This is a genomic window from Hymenobacter terricola, assembly GCF_017921975.2.
GTDB classification, from domain to species: Bacteria; Bacteroidota; Bacteroidia; order Cytophagales; family Hymenobacteraceae; genus Hymenobacter; species Hymenobacter terricola.
The window spans coordinates 1-26,553 of sequence record NZ_JAGEMO020000112.1 but is presented as its reverse complement, the minus strand read 5'-3'; the positions used below and the strand labels follow the sequence as shown (position 1 = coordinate 26,553).

17 protein-coding genes and 1 tRNA gene are annotated in these 26,553 nt (G+C 62.9%); 9 read left to right on the top strand and 9 right to left on the bottom strand.

Going from position 1 to position 26,553, the window contains the following annotated elements:
* Positions 1–259: 259 nt before the first annotated feature.
* A complete protein-coding gene (locus J4G38_RS25770) occupies positions 260–2,707 on the bottom strand; it encodes an endonuclease MutS2 (RefSeq protein ID WP_210521722.1) in 2,448 nt (815 codons plus the stop codon).
* A 398-nt stretch (positions 2,708–3,105) separates the two neighbouring features.
* On the opposite strand from J4G38_RS25770, the gene J4G38_RS25765 reads away from it, so the two are divergent.
* Positions 3,106–3,519, top strand: a complete 414-nt coding sequence (locus J4G38_RS25765; RefSeq protein ID WP_210521721.1) for a hypothetical protein — start codon at positions 3,106–3,108, stop codon at positions 3,517–3,519.
* 289 nt (positions 3,520–3,808) lie between these two features.
* On the opposite strand, the gene J4G38_RS25760 is transcribed toward J4G38_RS25765, so the two are convergent.
* The 4 genes from J4G38_RS25760 to J4G38_RS25745 all read right to left on the bottom strand — a co-directional run bounded on the left by J4G38_RS25760 (position 3,809) and on the right by J4G38_RS25745 (position 7,211).
* A complete protein-coding gene (locus J4G38_RS25760) occupies positions 3,809–4,048 on the bottom strand; it encodes a hypothetical protein (RefSeq protein WP_210521720.1) in 240 nt (79 codons plus the stop codon).
* 345 nt (positions 4,049–4,393) lie between these two features.
* Positions 4,394–5,077, bottom strand: coding sequence for a hypothetical protein (locus J4G38_RS25755; protein WP_210521719.1), 684 nt, complete (start codon positions 5,075–5,077; stop codon positions 4,394–4,396).
* A 239-nt stretch (positions 5,078–5,316) separates the two neighbouring features.
* Positions 5,317–6,069, bottom strand: a complete 753-nt coding sequence (locus J4G38_RS25750) for a TIGR02757 family protein (RefSeq protein ID WP_210521718.1) — start codon at positions 6,067–6,069, stop codon at positions 5,317–5,319.
* A 158-nt stretch (positions 6,070–6,227) separates the two neighbouring features.
* Complete coding sequence (locus tag J4G38_RS25745; protein ID WP_210521717.1) at positions 6,228–7,211, bottom strand: DPBB and LysM peptidoglycan-binding domain-containing protein; 984 nt, start codon at positions 7,209–7,211, stop codon at positions 6,228–6,230.
* Between the two features lie 188 nt (positions 7,212–7,399).
* On the opposite strand from J4G38_RS25745, the gene kdsB reads away from it, so the two are divergent.
* Entirely contained in the window at positions 7,400–8,158 is a 759-nt protein-coding gene (gene kdsB / locus J4G38_RS25740; RefSeq protein WP_210521716.1) for a 3-deoxy-manno-octulosonate cytidylyltransferase, read from the top strand.
* A 112-nt stretch (positions 8,159–8,270) separates the two neighbouring features.
* Here the strand turns inward: kdsB and J4G38_RS25735 are convergent, their stop codons facing one another.
* From J4G38_RS25735 to gap, 4 genes are all read right to left on the bottom strand, one after another.
* Positions 8,271–8,681: a DUF1622 domain-containing protein gene (locus tag J4G38_RS25735; RefSeq protein WP_226163871.1), complete on the bottom strand. Its 411-nt coding sequence runs from the start codon at positions 8,679–8,681 to the stop codon at positions 8,271–8,273.
* Between the two features lie 63 nt (positions 8,682–8,744).
* A complete protein-coding gene (locus J4G38_RS25730; protein WP_210521715.1) occupies positions 8,745–9,083 on the bottom strand; it encodes a translation initiation factor in 339 nt (112 codons plus the stop codon).
* 227 nt (positions 9,084–9,310) lie between these two features.
* A complete protein-coding gene (locus J4G38_RS25725) occupies positions 9,311–10,180 on the bottom strand; it encodes a diacylglycerol/lipid kinase family protein (RefSeq protein WP_210521714.1) in 870 nt (289 codons plus the stop codon).
* A gap of 147 nt (positions 10,181–10,327) precedes the next feature.
* Positions 10,328–11,335 carry a type I glyceraldehyde-3-phosphate dehydrogenase gene (gene gap / locus J4G38_RS25720; protein WP_210521713.1) on the bottom strand — a complete coding sequence of 336 codons (1,008 nt, stop codon included), beginning with the start codon at positions 11,333–11,335 and terminating at the stop codon, positions 10,328–10,330.
* 303 nt (positions 11,336–11,638) lie between these two features.
* Here gap and J4G38_RS25715 point away from each other — a divergent pair.
* From J4G38_RS25715 to J4G38_RS25685, 7 genes are all read left to right on the top strand, one after another.
* Positions 11,639–11,710 (top strand) — tRNA-Glu (locus J4G38_RS25715).
* Between the two features lie 253 nt (positions 11,711–11,963).
* Complete coding sequence (locus tag J4G38_RS25710) at positions 11,964–12,722, top strand: DUF4272 domain-containing protein (RefSeq protein ID WP_210521712.1); 759 nt, start codon at positions 11,964–11,966, stop codon at positions 12,720–12,722.
* Positions 12,723–13,061: 339 nt separating this feature from the next.
* Positions 13,062–18,431, top strand: a complete 5,370-nt coding sequence (locus J4G38_RS25705) for a carbohydrate-binding protein (protein ID WP_210521711.1) — start codon at positions 13,062–13,064, stop codon at positions 18,429–18,431.
* Positions 18,432–18,968: 537 nt separating this feature from the next.
* Positions 18,969–19,754, top strand: coding sequence for a L,D-transpeptidase family protein (locus J4G38_RS25700; protein WP_210521710.1), 786 nt, complete (start codon positions 18,969–18,971; stop codon positions 19,752–19,754).
* Positions 19,755–19,775: 21 nt separating this feature from the next.
* Complete coding sequence (locus tag J4G38_RS29275) at positions 19,776–19,901, top strand: antitoxin VbhA family protein (protein ID WP_210521709.1); 126 nt, start codon at positions 19,776–19,778, stop codon at positions 19,899–19,901.
* Between the two features lie 283 nt (positions 19,902–20,184).
* On the top strand, positions 20,185–21,315 hold the full coding sequence (locus J4G38_RS25695; RefSeq protein WP_210521708.1) for a PAS domain-containing sensor histidine kinase: 1,131 nt from the start codon (positions 20,185–20,187) through the stop codon (positions 21,313–21,315).
* Between the two features lie 1,229 nt (positions 21,316–22,544).
* Positions 22,545–26,553 (top strand): fibronectin type III domain-containing protein (locus tag J4G38_RS25685; RefSeq protein ID WP_226163869.1); only part of this gene is annotated, 4,009 nt, incomplete at its 3' end.

The following is a 26,553-nucleotide window of genomic DNA, read 5'->3' as shown; positions in this document are numbered from 1 at the left end:
TTGACCTAAACTGACGCAAAAAAGGCGGCTCCCGAATCGGGAGCCGCCTTTTTTTATAACCTCGCCCCTGGGGGAACCTCACCCCCTGACCCCCACTTCAAAAAAGAGGGGGCACCGGCTCTGGTGCAACGAAGCCAGTAAACACAAAAAGGCCCGCTATTGAGCGGGCCTTTTTTCATAAAAAAACATTACTGAGCATTTCCGGTGCCCCTTCTCTTTTGGAGAGGGGGTCAGGGGGTGAGGTTGCCGGCAGCAAATCTTATTTCAGCACGGCGATGGTCACGCCGTCGCCGCCGCGGTCGGCATGCTCGTCGGCCACGCTGGCCACGGCGCGCTGGCTGCGCAGGTAGTCGCGCACTACCTGGCGGAGCACGCCGTTGCCGCGCCCGTGGAGGAACTTGATTTCGGGCATGCCCAGCATCACGGCATCGTCCACGAAGCTCATGGTTTTGGTGAGGGCATCTTCGGCGCGTTCGCCGCGCAGGTCGAGCGTGGGGCTGAAACCGGCCATGCGGTCGGTGATGTTCACGCCGTTGCTGCCCCCGCCGGATTTGCCGCCGCCGAGCCGGCCCGCTTTGGCCTTGGAGGCCTGCTCCCGCTCCTTGATTTCGGCGCGGCCCAGCTTTTCGAGCTGGTTGATTTTCACCAGGGTTTTGAGGCCGCCGAACATGACTTCGGCCGTTTGGCCTTTCACGCTCACCAGCTCACCGTGGCCCTCCTGGCCAAACAGAGCTACTTTATCGCCGGGCTGAAGGGCCCCGGCTACGGCCCGCTCGCGGGTGGCTTTGGGCTTGGGCGGCTCGATGTGCAGCTCCTGGCGAACGAAGGTTTCGAGCTTTTCGCGGGCGGCTTTGTTCACTTCCTTATCGGCGTTGCCGCGCCGGATTTCGCCGATGGTGGCCTCAATCTGCTGGTTCGTATTCACCAGAAGCGCCTTGGCCTGCTGCTTGGCGGTGCGCAGGGTTTCGAGCTTGGTGTCTTCGAGGTGCTGCTTGAGGTCCTGGTATTCTTTGGCGGCGCTCTTGAGGCGGCGCTCGGCCTTGGCGGCGTCGGCGGTGCGGGCTTCGAGCTCGGTTTTCTCCTTTTCGAGGCCTTCGAGCAGGTGGTCGTAGCGGATTTTATCCTTGCCTACGAGCTGCGTGGCGCGCTCCACTACCTCCTTGGGCAGGCCGATTTTGCGGGCAATTTCGATGGCGAACGACGAGCCCGGCTTGCCCACTTCCAGCCGGTAGAGCGGCTGTAGCCTCTCGGGGTCGTAGCGCATGGCGCCGTTCACGAGGTGCGGGGTGCGCTCGGCAAAGTTTTTCAGGTTGGTGTAGTGCGTGGTGATGACGCCGTAGACCCGCTCCTTGTTCAGCTGGTCGAGCACGGCCTCGGCAATGGCGCCGCCCAGGCTGGGCTCGGTGCCGGTGCCGAATTCGTCAATCAGCACCAGGCTTTTCTTGCCGGCCAGCAGCAGGAACTGCTTCATGGCCAGCAGGTGCGAGGAATAAGTCGAAAGGTCGTTTTCCAGGCTTTGCTCGTCGCCGATATCGAGGAAAATATCCTCGAAGATGCCGGCTTCGGAATTGTCGGCGCAGGGAATGAGCAGGCCCATTTGCAGCATGAACTGCACGAGGCCCACGGTTTTCAGGGCCACGGATTTGCCGCCGGCGTTGGGGCCGGAAATGACGAGAATGCGCTGCTCGTGGTTCAATTCCAGGTCGAGCGGCACCACTTCGCGGGGGTCGCCGTTGTCGCGCTTGTGCTGGGCAAAAGCCAGCTGGAGCAGCGGGTGGCGCACCTTTTCCCACTTCAGCAGGGGCTTGTTGTGCAGCAGCGGCAGGCGGCAATCGAGCGTGACGGCCAATCTGGCCTTGGCCCGAATGAAGTCAATCAGCCCGAGGTAGGAATAGGCCTTGCGCAGGTCCGGAATGTGGGGCCGGAGCTGGTCGGTGAGGGCCGTGAGGATGCGAATCAGCTCGCGGTGGTAGGCATTGTCGAGGTCCTTGATGTCGTTATTCAGCTCAAACACGGCTTCCGGCTCGATGTACACGGTCTGGCCCGAGGCCGATTCGTCGTGAATCAGGCCCTTCACCTTGCGCTTGTGCTCGGCGATGACCGGCAGCACCAGCCGCCCGCCGCGTATCGTAGGCTCGGCGTCGCCGGGAATCCAGCCCTCGTTTTTGGCGTGGCGCAGGATGCCGGCAATCTGCTTGCGCAGCTGGCCCTGGCGCGCAATCAGCTCCTGCCGAATCTGGCGCAGCAGCGGCGAGGCGTCGTCGCGCACGGCGCCTTCGTCGTCCACCACTTTGTCCAGCGCGGCCAGCAAATTGCGGTCTACCTGCACGCCAATGCCCAGCAGGCGCAGCGTGGGGTACAGGCCGGGGTCGGCATCGGAGAAGAAGCTGAGGGCCTGCCGGATGGTCCGCAGGCTCATCTTCACCTCAAAAAAGGCCGTCACATCCAGAAACGCACCTGGCAGGGCGGCCCGCTTGAGGTGCACCTGCACATCGTAGTAATGGGAGGCCGGGAAATCGGAGCCGGCGCGCAGCAGGTAGGCAAACTCGTCGGCCTGTTGCAGCAGTTTCAGCAGCTGTTCGTGCCTGGTCTGGAACTCCATGCGGGCCACGTACTGCCGGCCCAGGGCCGAGAGGCAATTGGCTTCGAGCTGCTCGCGCAGGGTGGTGAAGCCGATTTTTTGTTCGAAGTGTTGGGGTAGCAGCAAGTAATTGAGCTTAGCGGGATTTCAGAATTGGGTACGAAGGTAAACAGTTGGTGGGGCGGGAAAGATTCGCGGGGCGGCCAGCCAATATGTAGCGCGGCTTTTGCGGCCGGGGGGTGAGGCGCACCGACCGCACCTTCGGCAAGGCTGCAATCACCCATAGTAGGGCGCGAATTACCTCACTTAAAACGCTCACGTTGGCTTGCAAGGCGCGTTTTAGAACCGTTAATACGCTTAATGCTACCAGTGAGGCGCGTATTATCTTACTTAATACGCTTATCAGGTCTACCGCAGCGCGCTTGGCACGAAGTAATACGCTCATCATGTATTATAAGGCGCACATCAGCCCAGGTAAGGCAGTAATTGCCTACCTTGCCCACGCACCGCCTTCCCTTCCCACCATGACCGACGTAATTTCCGGCATTTCCGCTGCTCCCGACACCCTGGCCACCCGCTTTGCCCAGCGCCTCACCGAGCGCGATGCTCCGCCCCCGCCGCCCAGCCAGGAGCCGGCCGCCGTGCTGGCCCGCGTGCAAGCCTGGCTCACCCCACCCGAAGGCATGCGCGATGCCCGCACCCTCGTCCGGCTGGCCCGCATGCTGGTGGCCCTCATGGAGCAGCCGGAACTGGACACCTATCAGCTACAGGCGGCGGCCGGCCTGAGCTGGCGGGCCGGCACCCGCATGAGCGTGGAACTGCTCGACCGCGGCCTCACCGTGCGCGAGCGGCGCGGCCGGTTTTTCTACCACCGCCTCACCCGCGCCGCCGAGGATGCGCTGCTGGTGGTGGTGGCGGGGACCAAAGCCGGGGCCTGATGGCGCGGAACGGCGGCCCGTGCCGACTATTGGTGGGCCTCTGGCCCACACCGTTGGCACGCCTTTGTGATAGCCCGTTCAACGGTTGCAGGCCAGAGGCCTGCGAATAGTGGGCGCGGGCCACAGGCCCGTGCCATCGGGGGGCGGCTACCGAAGCTGGCTACTCGAACTTCGTTTGCTTACGATGATAGTGCCACAGCAACACGTAAAGCGTGAACAGCAACCCCACAAACAGGAATCCGCCCCACGCGCCTTCGGTGGCAAACCGCCGAAACGCCCGCCAACCCAGCTAGCCCACCAGGATGGCAAACAGGCCCAGCACCACCGTTGCGATTGGCCGCGAGAAAAAGCCAAGCTCTAGAATAAGCGGCTGGCAGGGCCGGCCCTGCTGGCCCTGCTGGCCCTGCTGGTAGTCGGCCACCGCCCGCTGAAAATGCTGCTGAAATTCCAACAGAGGCCGTAGCCCCTGTGGATGCAGCTTATAGTTGAGATGCAGGTTGAGGGCGCGGCCGAACAGTAAAATCCTCATTAAAGGCGAAGCTATACGAGGCCATATCAGCAAAGCCGATGTGCCGGACGGCCCCAGTAGCCTGATAGTGTACCGTCAGCCCTCCCTCGTTGAGGACGGCCACGGCCAGTTCGGCGCAAAACCGGTGCGCTGCCTGCGGTATAAACCAAAATATCCAACCAACTAACAGCCCTACCCCGCTAACACCAGCTACCACCGGAGAATAGCGGCCCACGGTACCGATGACGACCGCCGCTACCAGCCCCAGCAATACGATGCTTCCGACCACTACCCCGGCGGCTTTCCAGCGGTTGGTGAGGATTAGATTGAATTGCTTTTCCACAAAATGCGACTACTTATGGCAACCTAATAATTCTGCCGCTCCTCACGCGCTTCGTACCACCCCAGCGCATAGGGCACGAAGCCCAACCCCAACATCCACAGGAAGCCCGTTGCACCGGACGTTTCGCTTTGCTGCATCACTATTCGGGCCAGCCCCAGTAGCAGGGCCACGTACAGCCACAGAAAAGCGGTGGAAACCGGGTGCCCAAAACAGGAAACGGGCCGAAATTTAGCCAGTTCTCCATGCGCCTGTTCGTATTGCCGCAAGGCCTGTTTCAGGGCAGGCACGGCCCGCAGGAGGTCATCGTTGTTGCTGTTCAGGGCCTGCTTTTTACCCTCATGGCTCCAGAACCACAGTCCCACGCTGCCGCGGAATATATTCACCCGAAATTTGGCGATATTTTCGAACGGGAAATGTCGGGCTTCTCCCGATTGCTGGTTTTCTACCCGCAGCTCGCTATTTGCTACTACCAGTAAGTGTGGTTCGTAAGCCAACTTTCGAATGAGCCAAGGCAAAAATACTAAGCCTATCATTGCGGCCAGCATCAGCAGAGACAGAGCCCATTGCATTCCACTACTGAAGCCCAAACGGTGGACCATTGAGGCCACCCATGCCACCCACACGGCGGCATATAGCCCGCCGAAGACAATAGCTGTCCGCCGGTTTTTGCGCATGTTGGGCAACAACATTTCGAATCGGGATTCCATCGGGGAGAAATTGGCAGGGTAGCGTGACGGGGCGTGAATCGATTGATGGCTGGAATCATTACAACACGTTTTCCTGATGGCGCAGGCCTGCCCCTGCTGGCGCGCGTCTGCGACGCGCTGCCTACTGGGTTCGAGCCTGCGGCTCGCTGGCGCACAGCTTCGAGAGCTTCGCCCACAGAACGAGTCAGAGACTCGAAGCCAATGGGCAGCGCGTCGCAGACGCGCGCTAGCTTTTAGTTCTACTTATCCACGCCCGCCCCAAACAGCGCGAAGTCGTACTTCACCGGGTCGCTCGGGTCCAGCTTGCGCAGGTTGGCGGTCAGTTCCTCGGCGGCTTCCCAGTCCACCAGCTTGCGGGTGAGCAGGCCCAGGGGGCGGGCCTGGCGCTCGACGTGCAGGTCGATGGGCATAATGAGGTCGGCGGGTGAGAGGCGGGTCCAGAGGCCGAAATCGACGCCGTGAGTATCGCGGCGCACCAGCCAGCGCAGGTACATATTCACCCGCTTGCAGGCCGATTTGCGGGCCGGGGTGGCCACGTGCTTGCGGGTGCGCGCCGGCGCATCGGGCAGGCTGAAGAAGTGGTTGTGGAAGTTTATCAGCCGCTCGCGCTGCGTGTGGCCCACCAGAAACGCGGTTTCCAGCGACTCGTGCTGCCCGTACCACTGGCGCAGAAAATGCACAAAATACAGCAAATCGGTATCGCAGAACGTGCGGTGGCAGAAGCCCAGCAGCTTCTTCAGGTCCTCGTCCTGGTGCTGGGTGATGAACTGATACGGCGCATCGTCCATGCGGCGCAGCAGCTCGTTGCACTTGTTGATGATGGTAGGCCGCTGCCCCCAGGCCAGCAGCGCGGCAAACAGGGCCGCAATTTCAATATCCTGCCGCTGGGTGAAGCGGTGCGGAATCTGAATGGGGTCGTTTTTGATGAAGTCCGGGCGGTTGTAGCGCTCGTACTGCGCGTCGAGCTGACGGCGAAGCTGGGCGATGTTCAAAGGAAGAAGGGGAAGTTTTAGCGGGTTCGACCAACAAAAAAGAACGTCATGCTGAGCAGAGCCGAAGCATCTCGCGTGCAGTAGTAATCAGTTTTACTATTGTGCAGTAGAGATGCTTCGGCTCTGCTCAGCATGACGTTCTTTTTTGTTGGTTATTACTAAGGAATGTAGTTTGTCTCAACGCGGAAGCGGGAGTCGGCGGTGCCCAGCTTCTGCACGGCGCGGGGCGAGAGGCGCACCAGAATGTTGTTGTTCTCGCCCGTATCGGGCAGCTTGCCGATGACGCGCACGTACACCGATTGCCCATTCATGGCGTTTTTCACCTGCATGATGGTGCCCACGGGGGCCGTTTTGTGCAGGGCGAGGTACTTGTCGGTTATGCTTTTTTCGATGGGCGCGCCGAGGCCGGTTTCCACCACGCGGGCCAGCACTTCGCTGGCGCGGCTGGGGGTGCGGTCTTCGTGCTCCTTTTCTTCTTCTTTGTCGGAGGGCTTTTCGGGGGTCACGGTCGCCACCTGCGCGGGCTTATCGGGCACCGGAGCAGCGGGCGTTTTGGGCGCGGGCGCGGCCGGAATCGACTCCAGCTCCACCGGGCGCACGGGCGCGGGCTTGGCGGTCGGGGCCGTCGCCCCGGCCGTCGTGCCAGTTTCGGTGGCTGCGAGCAGCAGCTGCTGGCCCACGCGCACGGCGCCACCGGCCGGCAGCTTATTTAACTTAATCAGGTCTTCGGGCGAGAGCTGAAACTTCCGGGCAATGCCGAACAGCGTTTCGCCCTTGGCCACGGTGTAGTGGGCGGGCACCGCACTGGCTGCGGCAGGTGTATAGGTAGTGGCTGGGGCTTTGGCCGGGGCGGCCGCGGCGGTTTTGCCGGCGGCCGGCCGGGGCACGAAGACAATTTGCCCAATGCCCAGGCCATTTTTAATCTGCGGATTGGCCGCGTTGAGCTGGTCGAGCGTGACGTGGTAGTGGCGAGAGAGGGCCGAGAGCGTCTCGCCGGCCGCCACGCGGTGCTTCACGAAGCGTTGGCCGCCGCGCATTTCTACGCCAATGGAGTCAGTGGGGGCACTTTTCGAGTGACCAGCTTTTCCAGGACCAGGGCCGCCCAAGGCCAGCAACGTGAGAAGCGAAACGAGTACAGTCATAAAATCAACCTTGCAAAAACGAGACGTGCCCCGCCCGGGAACCGGCTGGGCAGCCAGCGGAGGCAAAATAACGCAAAAACCGGCGGGTAATTGGCTCCGCTTCGTTTTGGAAGCATCCAAAGCCCGTTCTTTGAAGCATAATTGTGGGGTTTTGGTCCCGGTTTTCGCTCATTTCTCCTGCTCCCCACATGGTCCTCGGCCTGATTCCTGCCCGCTTTGCCTCCACCCGCCTGCCCGGCAAGCCCCTTGTGGACCTGGGCGGCCGCAGCATGATTGAACGCGTGGTGGCCCAGGCCCGGAAAGCCAACCTGGCCCGCGTGGTGGTGGCCACCGACGACGAGCGCATCCTCCAGCACGTCCAGGCCTTTGGCGGCGAGGCCGTGCTCACCCGCCCCGACCACCCCAGCGGCACCGACCGCCTCTGGGAAGCCTTCCAGCAGCTCGGCAGCCCCGCCGACGTGCATTGCATCGTCAATATTCAGGGCGACGAGCCGTTCATCAACCCGGCCCAAATCAACGCCCTGGCCGCATTATTCGCCGACGAGGCCACCGCGCCCGACATCGCCACGCTGGTCAAGCCCGTGATTTCGGAGGAAGAATTATTCAGCCCGCACCTGCCCAAAGTGGTGCTCAACCAGCTGGGCCACGCCCTGTATTTCAGCCGCCACCCCCTCCCCTATCAGCGCGGCCGCGAGCCCGCCGAGTGGCTGGCCCACCACCGCTACCTGCGCCACCTGGGCCTCTACGCCTATAAGCCCGCGGTGCTGGCGCAGCTCACGCGCCTGCCCGTGTCGCCCCTCGAAGCCGCCGAAAGCCTGGAGCAGCTGCGCTGGCTCGAAGCCGGGTTCCAGATTCGCTGCGCCGAAACGGAGCTGGACGCCTTCGGCATCGACACGCCCGAGGACGTGGCGCGGGCCGTGCTGCGCTTAATGAGGAATGAGGAATGAGGAATGAGGAATGAGGAATGAGGAATGAGGAATGAGGAATGAGGAATGAGGAATGAGGAATGAGGAATTTCGGGACCATTGGCTCCAATTACAATTCTTCATTCTACATTCTTCATTTCTCATTAAGCGCAGCGCCTTCCTGGCGCTCCTCCCGGATTTCGCGGGACAGGAAGTAGTTGAGGGCCGTCCGGATAACGGCAATGGCCCCGAGCTTGCCAATCTGCTCCCAGCTGGGCGAAATGGCAGTGGAGAGGATATCCGCCCCCAGCTGAAATTCCAACGCCAGGGCCAGGTAGCGCGCCAACGCCAGCCGGATGGCCGTAAAATCAATGGTTTGGCGCTTCGCCAGGGCTTTCATCAGCAGCCAGCCCGCGCTCAGAATGCCCAGCGCGATAATGGCGGCGCCCACCATCTCCACGCCCAGCTTCAGCCACAGCACAGCGCTGATAACGGCGCTTTCGGCCTGCCCGTGCAGGGAGGTCACATCACGGGCGGCTTCGGGCAGGGCAGCTAGTTGGAGCATAACGACGGGCAAGTAAGCATTGGGGTAAAGAGGCCTTACGAGCAAAGCAGCTCGCCCACCGAACTACCCGCCAATCTTCTTGCCCTTGTAGCCCTCTTTGAGCAGGATTTCCAGCACTTTGTCGCGGAAGTCGCCCTGCACCACAATTTCGCCGTCTTTGGCACTGCCACCCACGCCGCACTTGGTTTTAAGCAGCTTGCCCAGCGTTTGTAGGTCGGCCTCGGTGCCCACAAAGCCCGTGACCAACGTCACCTGCTTGCCGCCGCGCTGCTTTTTATCGAGCTGTACCCGCAGCTGTTGCTGCTGGGGCGGCAGCGTAGTGGCCACCGCCTGCTCATCGGTTTGGTAAGAAAACTCGGGGTTGGTCGAATACACCACCCCAGTGCGGCTGGGCTTTTTCATTTAACAATTAACATTTAACAGTTTTTATTTCGCATTACTAAAAAGCTGTTTGAGTTAGTCGACGAACGGTGTAGAGACGCAAATATGCGTCTCTACACCGTTCCTGCGGCCTTTCAACCTAACTCAAACAGCTTCTAATGGCTTAGTCGGTCTTTTTCCGCTCCTTTATGACTATCAATTCAAGCATCGAACGACTGTTAAATATTAATTGATAATTGTTAAATAACCTAAACCGCCACAACCAGGGCCAGCGGCAGCAGCTCCACGTCAAACTCAGTGGCGTGCCCCAGGTAGTCGCCATCAACGTGAAAGCCGATGGGCACTTCGGCCACCACCCGGCCCCGCGGCACCCGAAAATAGTCGGCTGCGTTGGTTTGGGGCAAGTTGCCCAACGCCATGGCCAGGCTCACCCGGAAAGCGCGCACCGGCGGCAGGGCGTCAATCAGGCACACGTCAAGCAAGCCGTCGCGCAGGTCGGCTAAGGGCGCGATGTAGGCGTTGTTGCCGTACTGTGAGGCATTGGCGAAGGCCAGCACGTAGCAGTCGGTGGCTATTTTTTGTCCGTCCAGGTTCACCTGCACCGCCACCGGGCGGTAGCGGCGGTACTCGCGCAGCGTCACTTGCAGGTACGTGCTGAGGCCGCGCGAGCCGGCCTGGGCAAAATGCTGGCTCACGTGCGCATCGAACCCCAGCCCGGCCGTGCAGAAGAACGGGTGGCCGTTCATCACCCCCACGTCCATGCGGCTGAAGGTGGGCGCGGCCAGCCGGCGCAGGGCCGCGGGTAGGTTCAGGGGCACTTTCAGGTGGCGGGCCAGGCCATTGCCCGAGCCCTGGGGGATGATGCCCAGCGCTGTTTCCGAGCCCAACAGGCCCCGGCCCACTTCGTTCACGGTGCCATCGCCGCCCACGGCGGCTACCACCGCAAAGCCTTCGGCCGCCGCCGTGCGCGCCAGCTCCACAGCGTGCCCGGCATACCCGGTGGGCCGAATTTCGTAGTCGGATTCCAGCGCCCCAAAATGCCGGGCAATCAACGCAGGCATGTCCTGGCGGCGGCTGGGGCCAGCTTTGGGGTTCAGAATAAAGCAGGTTTTGGGCATGAGCAACGCCCAGCAGTGGCTTGGCGAATCGGTAAATGAAGCGTCGGCCAGCCCGCAATAGTATGCGGCCCGGCACTGATAACATAAAAACGCCGCCCGCCCCGCCACAAAGGGCAAAGCGGACGGCGTTTCTTACGGGAGCGGCAATTAACCGTTCATTTGCTCGCCCAGCTTCTGAATCAAATCAGCGGTGCGGGTCGAGTAGCCGGTTTCGTTGTCGTACCAGCCAATCACCTTGGCCAGCGTACCATTGGCCGAGGTCAGCTCCGAGTCGAAAATGCAGCTGTGGGGGTTGCCCACGATGTCGATGCTCACAATCGGGTCGGTGGTGTACTCGATAATGCCTTTCAGGGGGCCTTCAGCGGCCGCTTTCAGCGCGGCGTTGATTTCCTCCTTGGTCACTTCCTTTTTCAGGATAACGGTCAGGTCGGTCATCGAGCCATCCGGAACGGGCACGCGCATAGCCAAACCATCAAGCTTGCCTTTCAGCTGGGGCAGCACCAGGCCCACCGCTTTGGCGGCGCCAGTGCTGGTGGGGATGATGCTGTAAGCAGCGGCGCGGGCGCGGCGCAGGTCCTTGTGAGGGGCATCCTGCAGGTTTTGGTCCGAGGTGTAGGCGTGCACCGTGGTGATGTACCCCTTCTCAATGCCGAAGGCATCGTCCAACACCTTAGCCATGGGGGCCAGGCAGTTGGTGGTGCAGCTGGCGTTGCTGATAATGGTTTCGGCACCGGTGAGGATGTCCTCGTTCACGCCCAATACCACGGTCGGAATGTTGCCGGTAGCCGGAGCCGAAATCACGACTTTCTTGGCACCGGCGGTAATGTGCTGGCCGGCACCGGCTTCGTCGACGAAGCGGCCAGTCGATTCGAGCACCACGTCAACGCCCATTTTGCCCCAGGGGAGCAGCTTGGGGTCGCGCTCGGCGAGGGCGGCGATGCGCTGGCCGTTCACGGTCAGGCTTTCCTCGTCGTAGGTCACGGTGCCATCGAAGCGGCCGTGAACGGAGTCATATTTCAACAGGTGCGCGAGGGTCTTGTTGTCGGTCAGGTCGTTGATAGCGACGATTTCCACGTTGTCGCGGCCCAGCAGCGACTTGAAAGTGAGACGGCCAATGCGGCCGAAGCCGTTGATGGCGACTTTAATTTTTGCCATTGTGAAACAGGGAAAATAAGTGGCCAGCCGCCACATTGGCGGCCGGTTGAAACGCAGGGCGAAGATAGCAGGCTGGCGCGGGTTCGCCAGCACCTGCGCTTTGCCCCGGCATTCCCTTTAAATGATTTGAGGAGGAAGATGGTTCTGCAAGGCCGCGCCTCCTGTCATACCCCACCAGCCACCGCCGATAAAAATCTTTTCGCCTGAAAAACAGCGTGCTTTCATCGATTCGGCACTTTTTTTTGCTTTCCGGCTTGCATTAAATAACGCCTCCCGTATCTTTGCACCACCAAAAACAAAAACGGTCCGTTCGTCTAGGGGTTAGGACAGTAGATTTTCATTCTACCAACAGGGGTTCGATTCCCCTACGGACTACAAGAAAGCCACCTCCAAAGGGTGGCTTTTTCTTTGTCTATCAATTAGTTATCTTCTTTACTAACCGGTGCTGTGTCACAAAAAAGCCACGTCTGGGTCACAACACATTTTCCCATCCTTGGGTAAATGCAACATACATTGGCCCACTTTGAGCATGTGGGGCTACATTGCTGCTTTCGGACCTAATTCAGAAAGGGAGGCTGATGTACTTTGCCCCAGAAGTTAGCGCTACTTCCTGAGCCACAGCTTTCGTATGACCAGACGATTTGCCTGCTGCCTCGCGCTTCTCCTTTATTCTTGTGGTGAGCAGCAGCCATCGGCCCGGGAAGTGCGCGCCACCGTGCCGGTGGAGCACATCATCGCTACCAAAGACCAGCAAGCCCGGCGGGCGCAATCGGAGGCGCTTTGCAAAACGCATGGCGTCCCGATTTACCACAACCCAAATTCCCTGTTTGTGGATTCGGAAGCGGAGATAACCATTCGAACGAAGGACCAGGTTGTTGACAGTGCACTCGCGCTGTGTTTTATTGGTTTGAAGAGCGAAGGGCTTTCGCCGGCTCGCTTAGCGGAGATAGACCGGGCGTACCACATCGCCCCGAAACTTACGCCCACCGAACAGGAGTACGTCTCGGCAGAGCAGCCCACGAACCAGCAGCGACTCAACGCGAGCTGGCGCTGCGAAAGCCTGCACGTACTGCTGTGGGCGCTGGGGTACGTCGATTCCCTGAGCTACCCCGATAGCATGTGTGACGTTGCCCACGACGCGGCAATCATCCACGCCCTGCCCGAGCAGCAATTCCGGCAACGGGCGAAACTGAGAAGCAAGAAAGAGCTGCTGGACCAGGCCGACCTCATCCTCCGCCTGGACTGGGCGCGCTACGACGCCCGGCTGGAGCAGAAGCCGATACCAGGCAGCCTGAATTCGGACGTGGTATCGGAGCGGCACCATTCCCTAAACTGGCTCATTTCCTACATGGACCAGGCGTGGGACGACGTGTCAACGGATACCTGAGCAACCGCGTTAGTCCATCCATCGGCGCACGAAAACTGCTTGGTTTGGCTGCAAACGTTTACGTAGATAAATAGCTTGCCCGCAACCTTCTACAGCAAATCGGCAAATACCTTTGGCGGCACACTTACCTGGCCAGCCATCGCTGCCCGCGAAGCCAATACGCTTCATTATCAATGCACTGAAGCTGTTAATCCGGCTTCTCTCGCCCCCTGAAATGTTGGCTCCGGGCTTTCTTCACCAAGTCTGATATCGATTACCCGTTCGAGGACGCCCCAGCCAGTTGGGCGCCGCCCGGCGGGCGTGGTCCCGCGCTGTTACCCCAAACTCCCACTCCCACCCATGAAGAGACTTTTATCGTTTTTCCTGCTCGGCTGGCTCGCGCTGAGCGCCAGCCACGGCCAAACCATTTCCCCTTACCTCACCGGCCAGAATGCCTGGCTGCCCACCGCCCTGGGCACGCAGGTATACAACGGGTCGCTCGACAGCCTGTGGCCGCTGGTGAAAAAATCGAAAGTGCGCATGGTGCGCATCGGTGGCAACGGCGTGAATTCCAACCTGCTGACCAACCAGCAATACATCTCGCTGATTGACTCCATCCGGCGCATCGGGGCCGAGCCCATGGTGCAGGTTTCGGAAGGGCGCGGCCGGTTCACGGCGGCGCAGGCGGCAGCCGCCGTGAGCTACGTGAACATCACGATGGGCCGGAACATCAGGTACTGGATTATCGGCAACGAGCCCGACCTGAACAACTCCGCGCAGCCCAGCCCGGTGAGCGTGGCGGGCGTGGCCGCTTACATCAAGGCGTTTGCGTCGGCCATGAAAGCCGTGGACCCCACCATTCTGACCGTGGGCCCGGAAAATGCCTCCTACGGCAGCACCTACATGCCCGGGCTGGTGGGCGGGGCCAGCGACATCACCGGCACCGATGCCAACGGCCGCTACTACCTCGACGTCATCTCCTTTCACAGCTACTCCTTCAACGGCACGCAGACCCGGGCCCAGGTGACGGGTGCGGCCCAAACCCTGACCAACAACGTGACCAACCTGCTGGGCTTGATGGCCACCGCCAACGCCCTGCACAACCGCACGGGGGCCAACGCCCTGCGCTGGGCCCTCACCGAATTCAACATCGACTATGCCAACCCCACCGCCAATACCGTGGAAGGCGTGGGCGTGCATTCTTTCCTGAACGGACAGTTCTGGGCCGAGGTATTTGGGGTGGGCATGAAGTACGAGGCCGTGTCGATGCAGCCGTGGTCGATTCACGAAGGCAGCGGCGCGCGCGGCACCGGCGATTTGGGCTACCTCGACGGCCCGGGAGCCGCAGCCAAGCCCCGCTCAAGCTACTACCACGAGATGCTGGTGTCGGAAAACCTGCACGGCACCAACCTGCTGGCCACCAGCAGCCAGAGCCTGGTATCGGTGCTCAGCAGCACCGACAACGGCACCACCGCCGTGATGCTCCTCAACAAGAGCGACGTGACGAACTACGACTTCACGGTGCAGCTGAGTACGGCCACGGTGCCCGGCACGGCAGCGCTGAAAATCAACGTGCCGGCCGGCATCAATGCGGCTTACAACGACAGGATTTACGCCCAGTCGACGCTGGTTTTGCTGTTCAACAGCCAGGGCGTGCTGACCAAAAAAATCGTGTATTCCTTGCAGCACGCGCAGCAGACGCTGCCGCCCACCTACCTGAACCCCGGCCAGAGCGTTGCGCTGGCGTCGTTTTCGTCGGATAAAACCTTCACCTGCGTGGCGCCCGAGGCGGTGACCTACACGGCCTCGGTGCTGGGCGAATTCACTTCGCTTGCCTGGGATTTTGGCGTGGGCGCCTCGCCCGCCACCGGCACCGGCAAGGGCCCGATTGCGGTGACGTACGCCTCGGCCGGCAACAAAACCGTCTCGCTGACGCTGGTGAACCCGGACACGACGGTTGTGACGACGAAGGCTAACTACCTACCCGTCAGTGCGTGCATCCGCACGCCGTACTCGGGCACGGCGGCCGTGATTCCGGGCGTGGTGAAGGCGGTGGAGTTTGACAACGGGGGCGAAAACGTGGCCTACCACGATACGGAAGTGGCCAACCGGGGCGTGGCCCTCGACCCCACCGTGCCCCGCGCCAGCGAAGGCGTGGACACGAGCAACAGCGGCGAGGGCATTGGCGAAGTGGGCTACACGGCCAGCGGCGAGTGGCTGAAATACACCGTGAACGTGCTGCGCACCGGCCTCTACCGGCTCACGGTGCGGGTATCGACGGGCGCCACGTCGACGGGTGCGGTGCGGCTGTTGGTAAATGATGTGGCCCGCACCGGCGTAATAGCCGTGCCCGCCACGGGCAGCTTCAGCACCTATCAGGACCTGGTTATCAACAACGTGTACCTGGAGGCCTCGCCCAACGCCACGCTCAAATTCGACCTCGTAAGCGGCGGCTTCAACTTCTCGAAGCTGACGTTTGTGGAGCAGCCCCTCACGGGCATTGTGGTGAACCGGATGTACAACGGCAGCTCGACTTCGGACGGCTCGACGGATGCTGTGGAGCTGCTCGTGACGCAGGACCACCTCGACATTCGCGGGCTGATTGTGAAGGACTTCGAAACCACCCTGACCAGCGACACCGGCGGCAAAATTCAGTTCAAGGACCACCCGCTGTGGAAGGATTTGCGCATTGGCACCACCATCGTGCTTCGCCGGCTGGCCTCTGGCATCACGAGCTACGCCACGGACGTGGACGCGACCGACTTTACGCTGGATATGCTGATGGAAAACACCACGTACCTGGCTGATTTATCAGCTTCCGGCCAGAATTTCAACCTGACCAATACCGACATGGTGCTGCTAAAAACTGGCCTCGCGAGCGGCATCGACAACCCGGTGCACGCCCTGGCATCGAACAACGGCAGCCCCAACGCCCTCTACACCGGCCTCACCGGCCCCAAGCTGGTTTTCAACGCCGCGCTCGCCACGGGGGCCTTCCTCTACCCGCTGAACCCGGCCCAGACCACGGCTGACTATAACAGCACCAGCGCGGCGACGTCCACCAGTGCCAGCCGCAACTGGGGCTATGGCTTCGGCACAGGCAACATCAGCTATATCCAGCTGCTGCGCAACCAGGCCTTCACGCCGCCCGGCATCGTGGTGAACCGCGTGTACAACGGCTCGAACGACGCCAACGGCAACACCGACGCGGCGGAATTGCTCGTTGTTCAGGACCACCTCGATATCCGCAACCTGGTGGTGAAGGACTTCGAAAGCAACAACACGCTGGACACCGGCGGCAAGTACAGCTTCAACAACACGGCTTTCTGGAGCGATTTGCGCAGCGGCACCACCATTGTGCTGCGCCGCCTCGTTGGGCCTGCCGGCTACGTGCAGGACACCGATGCGTCGGATTTCACGCTCGATTTGCTGCTGGAGAACGCGACGTATCTGACCAACCTGGCTACCGGCACCTCGTTCAACATCACGCAGTATGACATGGTGATGCTCAAGACCGGCACGGCGGCGGGCGTGGCGGGGGCCATTCACGTATTTGCCACCAAGGGCGGCGGCAATGCGGGCGTGCCCTCGGCCCTCTACCTATCGGTGGCAAGCGCCAAAATGACCTCGCCCGATGGCACCGACGCGGGCGGCGGCACCTGCCACTACCCCCTGAACCCCGGCCAGGACCTGACCGACTACAACGGGGCCAAGGGCGCGCTGAGCAAGAGCACGGCCTTCAACTGGGGCTACGGTTTCGGCCAGCCCAATATCACCTACATTCAGTCCTTGCGCAATGTGGTGCTGGGGCCCGACCTCGTGGTGGCCAGCGGCCAGAGCCTGACCGCCGGCGGCACCTACAACAGCATCACGGTGCAGAGCGGCGGCACCCTCGCGCTGCTGGGGCCCACCACCGTTGCGAGCACCGTGCAGGTGCAGGCGGGCGGCCAGCTCAGCACCAGCTGCCAGACGCTGAGCGGCGCGGCCAGCTTCGAGCTGCAAGCCGGGGCGGAGCTGCAAATCTGTGACCCGGCTGGCATTGCCGCAACCGGGGCCACGGGGGCCATTCAGGTCACCGGCCCCCGCACGTTTGATGCGGATGCTTCCTATACCTACAACGGCACGGCGGCCCAGCTCACCGGCGCGGGCCTGCCCGCCCAGGTGCGCAACCTGACCGTGAACAACGCCCCCGGCCTCACCCTGAGCCAGGGCGTGAGCATTACGCAAGTCGCCCGCCTGCAAAGCGGCAACCTGGCCACCAGCGGCCAGGGCTTCACCCTGCTTTCCTCGGCCACGGGCACCGCCCTGATTGACAACACTGGTGGCGTGGTCACCGGCACCGGCACCATGCAGCGCGCCGTGACCAGCGCCATCACCGGCCCGGCCTACCGTCACTTCAGCGCGCCGGTGGCCAGTGCTCCGTTCGGCAGCCTGGGCACCACGGGCTTCACGCCCACGTTCAACCCGGCTTATAACAGCAGCGCCACGCCCAGCTCGGTTTCGCCTTTCCCCACGGTGTTTGGCTACGATGAGGCGCGCCTGGCCGCAGTCACGTCCAACTATGGGGCGTTTGATAAGGGCTGGTTCTCCCCCACCGGCGCTACTGATGTGATGCTGCCTAACCGCGGCTATAGCGTGAATGCGCCGGCCACAGCCGCGCCCATTGCCTTCACCGGCACGTTCAACAATGCCGCTCAAGCATCCGGCGTCCTCAACCGGGGCACCGATGCCGATGCCGGCTGGCAGCTGCTGGGCAACCCCTACCCCGCGCCGCTGGATTGGAGCACCGTGGCCGCCGCCCAGCGCCCGGGCATGGACGGCGCCATGTACGTCTATCAAAGCACCGGCCAGTACGCCGGCACCTACCGCAGCTACGCCAACGGCATCGGGGCTTCTCCGCTGATTGACGCCGGCTCGGGCTACTTTGCCCGCGTGAGCGCCCCCGGCACGCCCGGCGCCGTGAACCTGACCAACGCCAACCGCGTCACCACCTTCGGCCCCCAGCCCACCTTCGGGCGCGGCGCGGCCGATACCCGGCCCCAGCTACAGCTGCAAGTAGCCGGGGCCAATCTGCAAGATGAGGCCTTCCTCTACCTGGAAGCCGGCGCTACCGCCGGCCTCGATGCGCCGTACGACGCCACCAAGCTCCCAAACCCCGCAGGCCTGGATTTGGCTTTGCTGACTGGCACCACGCTCCTGGCCATTGATGCCCTGCCTCCGCTAAGCACCGCTGATGTGGTGGTGCCCCTGGCCTTGCGCGTGCCGCAGGCCAGCAGCTTTAGCTTCGAAGTAGCGAATTTGGCCAATTTTGGCACGGCCACGGTGTACCTGCGCGACGCGCTGACCGGCACCCGGCAAGTGCTGGCGCCGGGGGCCCGCTATGCGTTCACCCTGGCCACGGCCACGGCCGGTACCGGCCGCTTCAGCGTCGTGTTCCGGCCGGCCACCGTCACGGCCACGCATTCGGAGCTGAGTTCTGCTTCGATTAGCCTGTACCCGAACCCGGCCCACGCCAGCTTCACGCTGTTGCTGCCGCCGCTGGCTGGCCAGCGCGAAGTGCGCGCCACGCTGATAAACGCGCTGGGCCAGGTGGTGCTCAGCCGCACCATTGGCCTGACGGCGGCGGGAGCCACGGCCGAATTCAACACCAGGGCGCTGGCGGCGGGCGTGTACACGTTGCGCCTCCAGGCCGATAATCAACTATTTACCAAGCGCGTCGTGCTGGAGTAGACCACCGTTATATGGATGTGGCTTTAGGAAGTCGCTGGAAAGTCAATTAGAACGTCATGCTGCACTGCGTACAGCATGACGTTCTAATTGACTTTCCAAACAGCCTCATAGCGGCAACCGCTCCCACAAAACGGCTCAGGAATGCACCTGTGGCCCGTGGAGGCGCTACAGTGTGGCGCACGTGCAGCAGCACCAGCCGCGCCCTCGACTACGCCGCCAGGCTGGTGGCGCGGTCGGCGGCGCGGAAGAAATCGGTGAGAACGAGCAGAACGGGTGTTTTTCTCGGGAGCAGGTGCCGGCAATATTATTGCGGCTGAACAAGTTGGGCGCTGGCAGCAGCAAGAGAAGCTGGCACCCAGCTCACGGGGCGAAACATCACCAGGACATGACCCAACTCGATTTCAATCGCAAAAGTGGCGGGCGGGCACTCTGGTTGCCTTGAGCAGTATCATCGGGTTTAATGATTATTATCAGGGCGTTGCAGTAAGCAGAACGGCACCTTTGCAAGTGTTTTCACCACTCTGTTCCCTCCCGCCAATGCGTTCTGCTCTGCTTCCCTTGTTCGGCGTATTGCTGCTGCTGACGGCCGCCAGCTCAGGGCCCAAAGCTGGGCAAACCGCGAGCCCGCAGCACCGCGCCCGCTCGCGCCAGCCGGGGGCTGATTGGCTGGCGGCGCACATTCAGGCATGGCTGGCCGACACGGCCGGCGCGCCGCGCCGCCAGCTGCTGGCGGAGGGCCCCGCGGCCCGGGCATTTTATGCCCGCCGCGCCTATGCTCCCGCCTGGAGCGCGGGCTCCCGGCCCAGCCCCACGGGCCGCGCCGCGCTGGCCCAGGCCGCCGGCTTTGGGCTGCTGCACGCCCGCTACCACGCTCAGAACCGGCCCGTGGACCCCGACGCCGTGAGCTGGCGGGCCGTGACGGCGCGGCACTTCCCTTACACCATCCGCCAAAACTCGGGCTGCGACAACGCGCTGGGCAACATTATTTTCCGCTTTGCCAACCCGTATTCCGTGTACCTGCACGCCACTTCCAACACCAAGGATTTCCAGCGGCCCTACCGGGCGCTGGGCCACGGCTGCCTGCGTATGGAGCACCCCATGCAGCTGGCAGCCTACCTGCTGGGCGCCGACAGCACCCAGGCCACACTGCCCACCGAAGCCGAATGCGAAGCCTCGCCCAGGTCGCGCAGCCTGGCCCTCAAACACCCCCTGCCGCTGCACGTGTGCTACGCTGCCTGCGCGGTGGCGGCGGGCCAGCTGCGGTTTTACCCCGATGTATACGGCCGGGACGAAGCCGTGCGGCGGCAATTATTTGGGCGCTAGGCATGGACAATAACAACCAACGTGAAGCCGCGCCGATACCGCGTTGAGCAGGTCTTTGCCCGCGTAGAACGGGCCGGTGGAACAGTTAGTCCGTTCGCGCGCCATCTCTACGAGCGCTACGTGGCCGGTGAACTAACGCTTAAGTAGCCGTTCAAAAGTAAACGAGTAAAAGACGGTCATGCAGGGCGTAGCGAAGCATCTCGCGTGTGGCAGTAAATCAATTGTTTAACTGTGTTAATTATTGCTGCCCGCGAGATGCTTCGCTACGCTCTGCATGACGGTTACTTTTGCCTGACTACTTAAACAATTACTTAGCGCGATAGATGCCCAGGCCGCCGCCGTTGTTACCGGGGCCTGCGCCGCGTTCGGCTGGGTGCGATAAGCTAATCAGCAGTACCTTCACAGGCACCACACCATCAAAATATTACCCATGACTGACTTCGCCGACTTTTTCCAGGACCAAGCGGCAGTCAGTGCCCACGTCCAGTTCGTGTACGACCTGACGGCGGGCCGCATCGTTTTTATAAACGCGGCGTACGAGCAGGTGTTGCATGGCACCGAGGGCCTGGTGAACGCCGAACTGCCGGCCCTGCTCCACCGGCTGCACCCGGACGACCGGGTCTATCTCGCGCAGTATTGGGCGCTGTGGGTGCGGGGCCAGATGGCAAACGAAGTAGAATTGCGCCTGTTGCACCCCGGCCAGCCGCAGCAGTGGTTCTGCCTCACGCCCTCCTACTGGCAAGATGTTCAGGGCCGGGTGTTGCTGGGCGGCACCTTGCGCGACATCAGCGTGATGAAGCGGTACCAGGAAAACGCCGACCTGTTCAACAGCCGCAAGAACGCCACGCTGGAAATCTTGTCGCACGATTTGAGCGGGGCCTTCATCATGGTGCAACAAATCGCGCAGTTCCTGCGCGAGGAAGTGAAGTCGCCCCTCAATAGCGACGTGCCCAACATGCTCCACGTCCTGGAAACCACCAGCCGCGACAGTGTGAAGATGATTCGGGACTTAATTAACCTCGAATTCCTTACCTCGGCCAATACGGACCTGAAAGTGGACCGCGTGGACGTGGGCGCCGTGCTGCGCGTGCCCCTCGACCAGCTCCAGAGCGGCCAGCGGCTGCTGGGCCACCAGTTTGCCTACACGCTGCCCACCGAGCCGGTGTATGCCAATGTGGACGTTAACAAGTTCACCCAGGTGCTCATCAATCTGGTTGGCAACGCCTTCAAGTTCACCCCCGATGCCGGCCACGTCGCGGTGCACATCGAGCCGGGCCCCGGCTGCGTCCGCATCCACGTCGTGGACGATGGCGTGGGCATCCCGCTGGCCATGCAGCCCTACTTGTTCGAGCGGTTCACCAAGGCCCGCCGGCCGGGCCTGCGGGGCGAGGCCACCACGGGCCTGGGCCTGGCGCTGTGCAAAACCATTGTGGAATGGCACCACGGCAGCATTTCCGTGGCCAGCACCGAAGGCCAGGGCAGCACCTTTACCGTGGAAATACCTCGGGCCGAGGCCAGGGGCAGCCAGGCGCTGGTGGCGCTGGTGGCGCTGGCCGGCTAAAACGCGCCGCGCCCGCCGGCAGGGCACGGCGGAAGAAAAACCTACGCGGCGGCGGGCAGCGGAGTGGGTGTGCGAGTGGCCCGCTTGACGGCGGGCAAGCGGCCAGGGGCAGCCAGCCGAACGACTTTGAGGGCCGGAGCCGCTGCCGTTTCTTCCGTATTTTTCTTGGTTTGCTTAGCGGGGTGTTGTTAAACAAACAGGGGAAACCTCCAAGGCCGGGGCTAAGCGGCTTGTTTGCTCGTAATAAGGCGCTAAAAGGAAGTAAGAGCATCGGAAAGTGTAGTATACGTCCCTTAAAGCAATCGAAAGCAGCTAGCGAAAATGAACGGCAAGACTATTGTTTTGCCGGTTTGCCGGGCAAAATATTGTCAAACAGTATAAGAGCCAGGAAAAGCACGCAGCGGTGCGGTCAAGGCGGAGGTTTTCCCCTATTTGTTTAACAAGACCCAAAGGTTGGGAGCCCTTCCATTGGAAGAAATAGACAACGGCCTCCTTGTCCTGGACAAATCCCCCGGACTGCGGCAAAGGCAGCGTCACGCGCAGCTGCTTGACCGAGGCCCGGGGCATACCGGAGGCCTGGTGCTGGACCGGACCAATCGGCATGACGTGAAGGCGAGAGAAAGCACCTTGCGGAGCTTGCCGCCAGCGGCCGAAGCGGCCGGCCCACCAGGCGACGGGCCGGGAGCAGGGATTGCGCCGGGACGCGGGCCACGACTACGCCCAGGTGCGCGACGTGGTAGCCGGACGCGGGCAGCCGGCCCCCAGCCGCCCGCGCGGCGAAGAAATCCGGGCCAAAAGGCCCGCCTTTGGGTAGTTGAGCGCCCGCATTCCTGTCTCAACCGCTTCCGCCCCCGGCTCCCCCGCTGGGCCAAAAAGCTGGAGAACTACCTGGCCGTCCTCCAGCTTGCCGACGCCCGAATGACCTGTTATAACTGCCTGTTTGGATAGCATCTTAGCCCCCACCCAGGCACGGCAGTGACGCCAAGCAAGTACTTGTCGATAGAGCCATCCTGGCATAATTATTTTTTCTACAAAAGGGCTGCTCCATGTGAAGCAGCCTTTTTTTATTTGCTGACATAAAAAAAATGCCCGGTCCAAGGTCGAGCTTATTGTCTACTCGACATTTATATATACATTTCGCCACCCAAACGGAGATGGTCCACCCGCCACTCTGTTTTCACCTTTCGTCCCCCTTTTTTTACCCCCTTTTCCCCATTTCCCACCCAACTATGCGCACTTTTTTACTTTCCCGCCCGCCGGCCTCTCGCCTCCGAGGCCTGGCCGGCGCGTGCCTGCTGCTGCTGCTCGGCGCAGGGCCAGGTGTGGCCCAGTCGAGCAACTACTGCGCCAGCGGCCTTGGCGGCTTCTGCGGGGGCAACGACATGACGGACGTGAGCATTCCAGGAACCAGCCTCAACGCAACGTCCCTGGCCTGCGCGAACACCGGCGGCCAAGCTTACGCCGCATACCCGGCCAGCGGTCCCAACACGGCTACGCTCGTTTACGGCGTGCCCTACACGCTGCGCGTGACGCTCACCGGCACGAGCGCCGTGGCCGCCTGGGTCGACTTCAACCACAACTTCGTCTTCGAGGCCGGCGAGTGGACCCCCGTCACAACCAGTTCGCCCGCCAATGGTAGCCCGGCTACGGCCACCCTGCTGGTGCCAGCCAGCGCCGTGCAGGGCTCCACCACGCTGCGGCTGCGTAGCGTGGTGGCCGGCAGTGCACTGGGTGCAGCTGACGCGTGCGCCCTTTTGACGACCGGTGAAACGAAAGACTTTACCGTCACCATTGGTCCGCCTGCTGCCTGCCCGGCCGTAGCCGGGCTGGCGGTAAGCAACATTTCGGCCAGCAGCGCCGCGGTGAGCTTTACGGCCCCCGCGGCGGGCACGGCCTACACCCTGACGCTGACCCCGGCCGGGGGCACGCCCACCACCCGCACCGTGAGCGCCTCCCCCGTGCTGCTGACCGGGCTGGCCCCCAGCACGGCCTACACGGCGAGCATGGTGGCCAGCTGCGGCCCCGGCCAGACCTCAGCGGCCAGCACTACTACCTTTCGAACCGGCTGTCCCGCTGCCCCCTACGCCACGGTAAATAACACGACGCCTTACACCCAGGACTTCGAAGCCAACTGGCTCAGTCCCTGCGACACGGCCGAGACCCCCGGGCTAAACTGGCGCAACACGCCCGTTACCGGCAGTGCTTCCTGGCGCCGCGACGACGATGGCGCCACTGCCGGCTGGAGCCCCGCTCTGGGCGTCTACACGCCCGCCGGCAGCCCCCTGGGCGCAGGCACCAGCGCCCACTCGGCCCGCTTCCACTCCTATGAGGCCTCCAGTGGGGCCACGGGTTCGCTGGACCTATCCGTGAACATGGCCGGCACCAGCGGCACGCCCACGCTCACTTTCGACTACCTCAACACCGATGGCTCGGATTCGCTGCAGGTACAGGTTTCCGTCGACGGGGGCGCCACTTTTGCCCCTGCGCTGGCCCGCTTCGCCACCGCCAGCAGCTGGACGGCGCAAACCGTGAGCCTGCCCGCCACGGGCCTGTCGGCCACCACCGTCATTCGCCTGCAAGCCACCTCCGACTTCGGCATCAGCGACATGGGCCTGGACAACGTGGGGGTGAGTTACGTGGTTTGCCCGGCGGTGACCGGGCTGGCGGTAAGCAGCGTTTCGGCCAGCGGCGCCGCGGTGAGCTTCACGTCCCCCGCCGCGGCCACGGCCTACACCCTGACGCTGACCCCGGCCGGGGGCACGCCCACCACCCGCACCGTGAGCGCCTCCCCCGTGCTGCTGACCGGGCTGGCCCCCAGCACGGCCTACACGGCGAGCATGGTGGCCAGCTGCGGCCCCGGCCTCTCCTCGGCTCCAGCCATTGCGAGGTTTACGACAACCTGCGGGGCCGCGCCCTACGTGGCCGTAACTAACACGACGCCTTACACCCAGGACTTTGAAACTGCCTGGCTTAGCCAGTGCAATGTCAACGACCTGCCGGCCCTCAACTGGCGCAACACGCCCGCCACTGGCAACGCCTCCTGGCGCCGCGACGATGACGGCGCCACCGCCGGCTGGAGTTCCCTCATGGGCGTCTACACACCCGCCGGCAGCCCCCTGGGCTCCGGCACCAGCGCCCACTCGGCCCGCTTCCATACTTATAATGCAATGGCTGGCGCGGTGGGTTCGCTGGACCTGTCCGTGAACATGGCCGGCACCAGCGGCACGCCTACGCTCACCTTTGACTACCTCAACACCGATGGCTCGGATTCGCTGCAGGTACAGGTTTCCGTCGACGGGGGCGCCACTTTTGCCCCTGCGCTGGCCCGCTTCGCCACCGCCAGCAGCTGGACGGACCAAACGGTGAGCCTGCCCGCCACGGGCCTGTCGGCCACCACCGTCATTCGCCTGCAGGCCACTTCTGACTTCGGTTATACGGACATTGGGGTGGACAACGTGGGGGTGAGTTACGTGGCCTGCCCGGCGGTGACCGGGCTGGCGGTAAGCAGCGTTTCGGCCAGCGGCGCCGCGGTGAGCTTCACGTCCCCCGCCGCGGCCACGGCCTACACCCTGACGCTGACCCCGGCCGGGGGCACGCCCACCACCCGCACCGTGAGCGCCTCCCCCGTGCTGCTGACCGGGCTGGCCCCCAGCACGGCCTACACCGTGAGCATGGTGGCCAGCTGCGGCCCCGGCCTGAGCTCATTACCCGCTCAAAAAGCTTTTGTCACGAGCTGCCTGCTGCCGGCCTACGCCACCTTGCCCATCACGGAAGGCTTCGAGAATACCTGGCTCAGCCGCTGTGGCAACCACGACGCGCCCTCGAACAGCTGGCGCAACACGCCCATTGCGGGCGATAGCGCCTGGCGCCGGGAAGACGACGGCGCCAGTGCCGGCTGGATAACCCCCACCGCGTCCATGTACACGCCCACGGGCAGCTTGGGGGCTCACTCAGCCCGCTTCCACAGCAGTTTCAGCCCGAGGGGCCAGACGGGCACCCTGGACCTTTTCGTAGACCTGAGCCCGGCCGGCTTTAAGCGCCTGAGCTTTGACTACCTGAACACCGACGGCGACGACTCGTTGCAGGTACAGCTCTCCACGGACGGTGGCACCACCTTCACGCGCCTGGCCGGTTATACCACCAGTGGGGCAAGCGCGGCCTTCGCCACCCACCTGCTGGCAATCGGCAGCACCTCGGCCACGGCCGTGCTGCGTTTCCGGGGCTGGGCCGATTCCGGCGGCACGGATATGGGGCTGGATAACATCGTGCTCGAAACGGTGAATAGCTGCCTGACCCCGGTGGCCCTCACCGACACCACCACGACCACCACGGCAGTCCTCTCCTGGCTGGCCGGCGGCACCGGTACTTACGCGGTGGTGTACGGCCCGCTGGGCTTTAACCCAACCACCGGCGGCACCACCGTTTCGGGCCTGACGGCTCCGCCGCTGACCATCACGGGCCTTGCCCCTGGCACCACCTATCAATACTACGTTACCCTGCACTGCGCCGCCGGGGCCAGTTCCGGCACCGCCGGCCCATACGAGTTTACTACCCAGCTGGTGAATGACGAGCCCTGCGGGGCGAGGACGCTGCTGGTGAACAGTTCCTGCACCCCGCTCAGCGCCACCACGCTCAGGGCTACCACTACCGCGAGCACCGTGTACGACCAAAACGGGCAAGGCACGACTTGCGGCCACAACGTGGGCCCCCTCGACGTGTGGTTTAAGTTCACTACGGCCGCCACGGGCCCCACCAGCACCCAGGTGCGTATCTCGGTGACGGGAGGAGCCGCCAGCGTAGTGAAGGCTTACTCGGGCTCGGCCTGCGCGGGCCCGCTCACGTACTTGAGTTGCACGGGCACGAGCAACAACACGAGCGCCCCCGACCTGGACCTGAATAGCCTACTCCCCAGCACCACGTACTACGTGCGGGTGAGCGAGTATAGCAGTTTCGGAGGGGTACCGGGCAGCTTCACCATCTGCGCTACGCAGCTGCCCAGCTGCCCAGCCCCCAGTGGCCTGTCCGCCGGGACGGTGACCGGCACCTCGGCGGCGCTGAGTTGGTTGGCCCCGGCGGCCGGCGGCAGCACGTTCTCCGTTATCTACGGGTTGGCCGGCTTTGTCCCGCCCGCCGGGGGCACCGTCGTGACGGGCATCGGCACGAACAGCACGACCCTGACCGGCCTGACGCCCGACACCGCCTACGGGTTCTACGTCCAGCAGGTGTGCGCCGGCGCCA

Excerpts from the sequence above, each read along its gene's own strand:
- J4G38_RS25755 (WP_210521719.1), bottom strand. The coding sequence starts at position 5,077 with ATGGAATCCCGATTCGAAATGTTGTTGCCCAACATGCGCAAAAACCGG.
- J4G38_RS25725 (WP_210521714.1), bottom strand. The coding sequence starts at position 10,180 with ATGCCCAAAACCTGCTTTATTCTGAACCCCAAAGCTGGCCCCAGCCGC.
- kdsB (WP_210521716.1), top strand. The coding sequence starts at position 7,400 with ATGGTCCTCGGCCTGATTCCTGCCCGCTTTGCCTCCACCCGCCTGCCC.
- J4G38_RS25705 (WP_210521711.1), top strand. The coding sequence starts at position 13,062 with ATGAAGAGACTTTTATCGTTTTTCCTGCTCGGCTGGCTCGCGCTGAGC.
- J4G38_RS25760 (WP_210521720.1), bottom strand. The coding sequence starts at position 4,048 with ATGAGGATTTTACTGTTCGGCCGCGCCCTCAACCTGCATCTCAACTAT.
- J4G38_RS25700 (WP_210521710.1), top strand. The coding sequence starts at position 18,969 with ATGCGTTCTGCTCTGCTTCCCTTGTTCGGCGTATTGCTGCTGCTGACG.
- gap (WP_210521713.1), bottom strand. The coding sequence starts at position 11,335 with ATGGCAAAAATTAAAGTCGCCATCAACGGCTTCGGCCGCATTGGCCGT.
- J4G38_RS25710 (WP_210521712.1), top strand. The coding sequence starts at position 11,964 with ATGACCAGACGATTTGCCTGCTGCCTCGCGCTTCTCCTTTATTCTTGT.
- J4G38_RS25765 (WP_210521721.1), top strand. The coding sequence starts at position 3,106 with ATGACCGACGTAATTTCCGGCATTTCCGCTGCTCCCGACACCCTGGCC.
- J4G38_RS25745 (WP_210521717.1), bottom strand. The coding sequence starts at position 7,211 with ATGACTGTACTCGTTTCGCTTCTCACGTTGCTGGCCTTGGGCGGCCCT.
- J4G38_RS25730 (WP_210521715.1), bottom strand. The coding sequence starts at position 9,083 with ATGAAAAAGCCCAGCCGCACTGGGGTGGTGTATTCGACCAACCCCGAG.
- J4G38_RS25695 (WP_210521708.1), top strand. The coding sequence starts at position 20,185 with ATGACTGACTTCGCCGACTTTTTCCAGGACCAAGCGGCAGTCAGTGCC.
- J4G38_RS25735 (WP_226163871.1), bottom strand. The coding sequence starts at position 8,681 with ATGCTCCAACTAGCTGCCCTGCCCGAAGCCGCCCGTGATGTGACCTCC.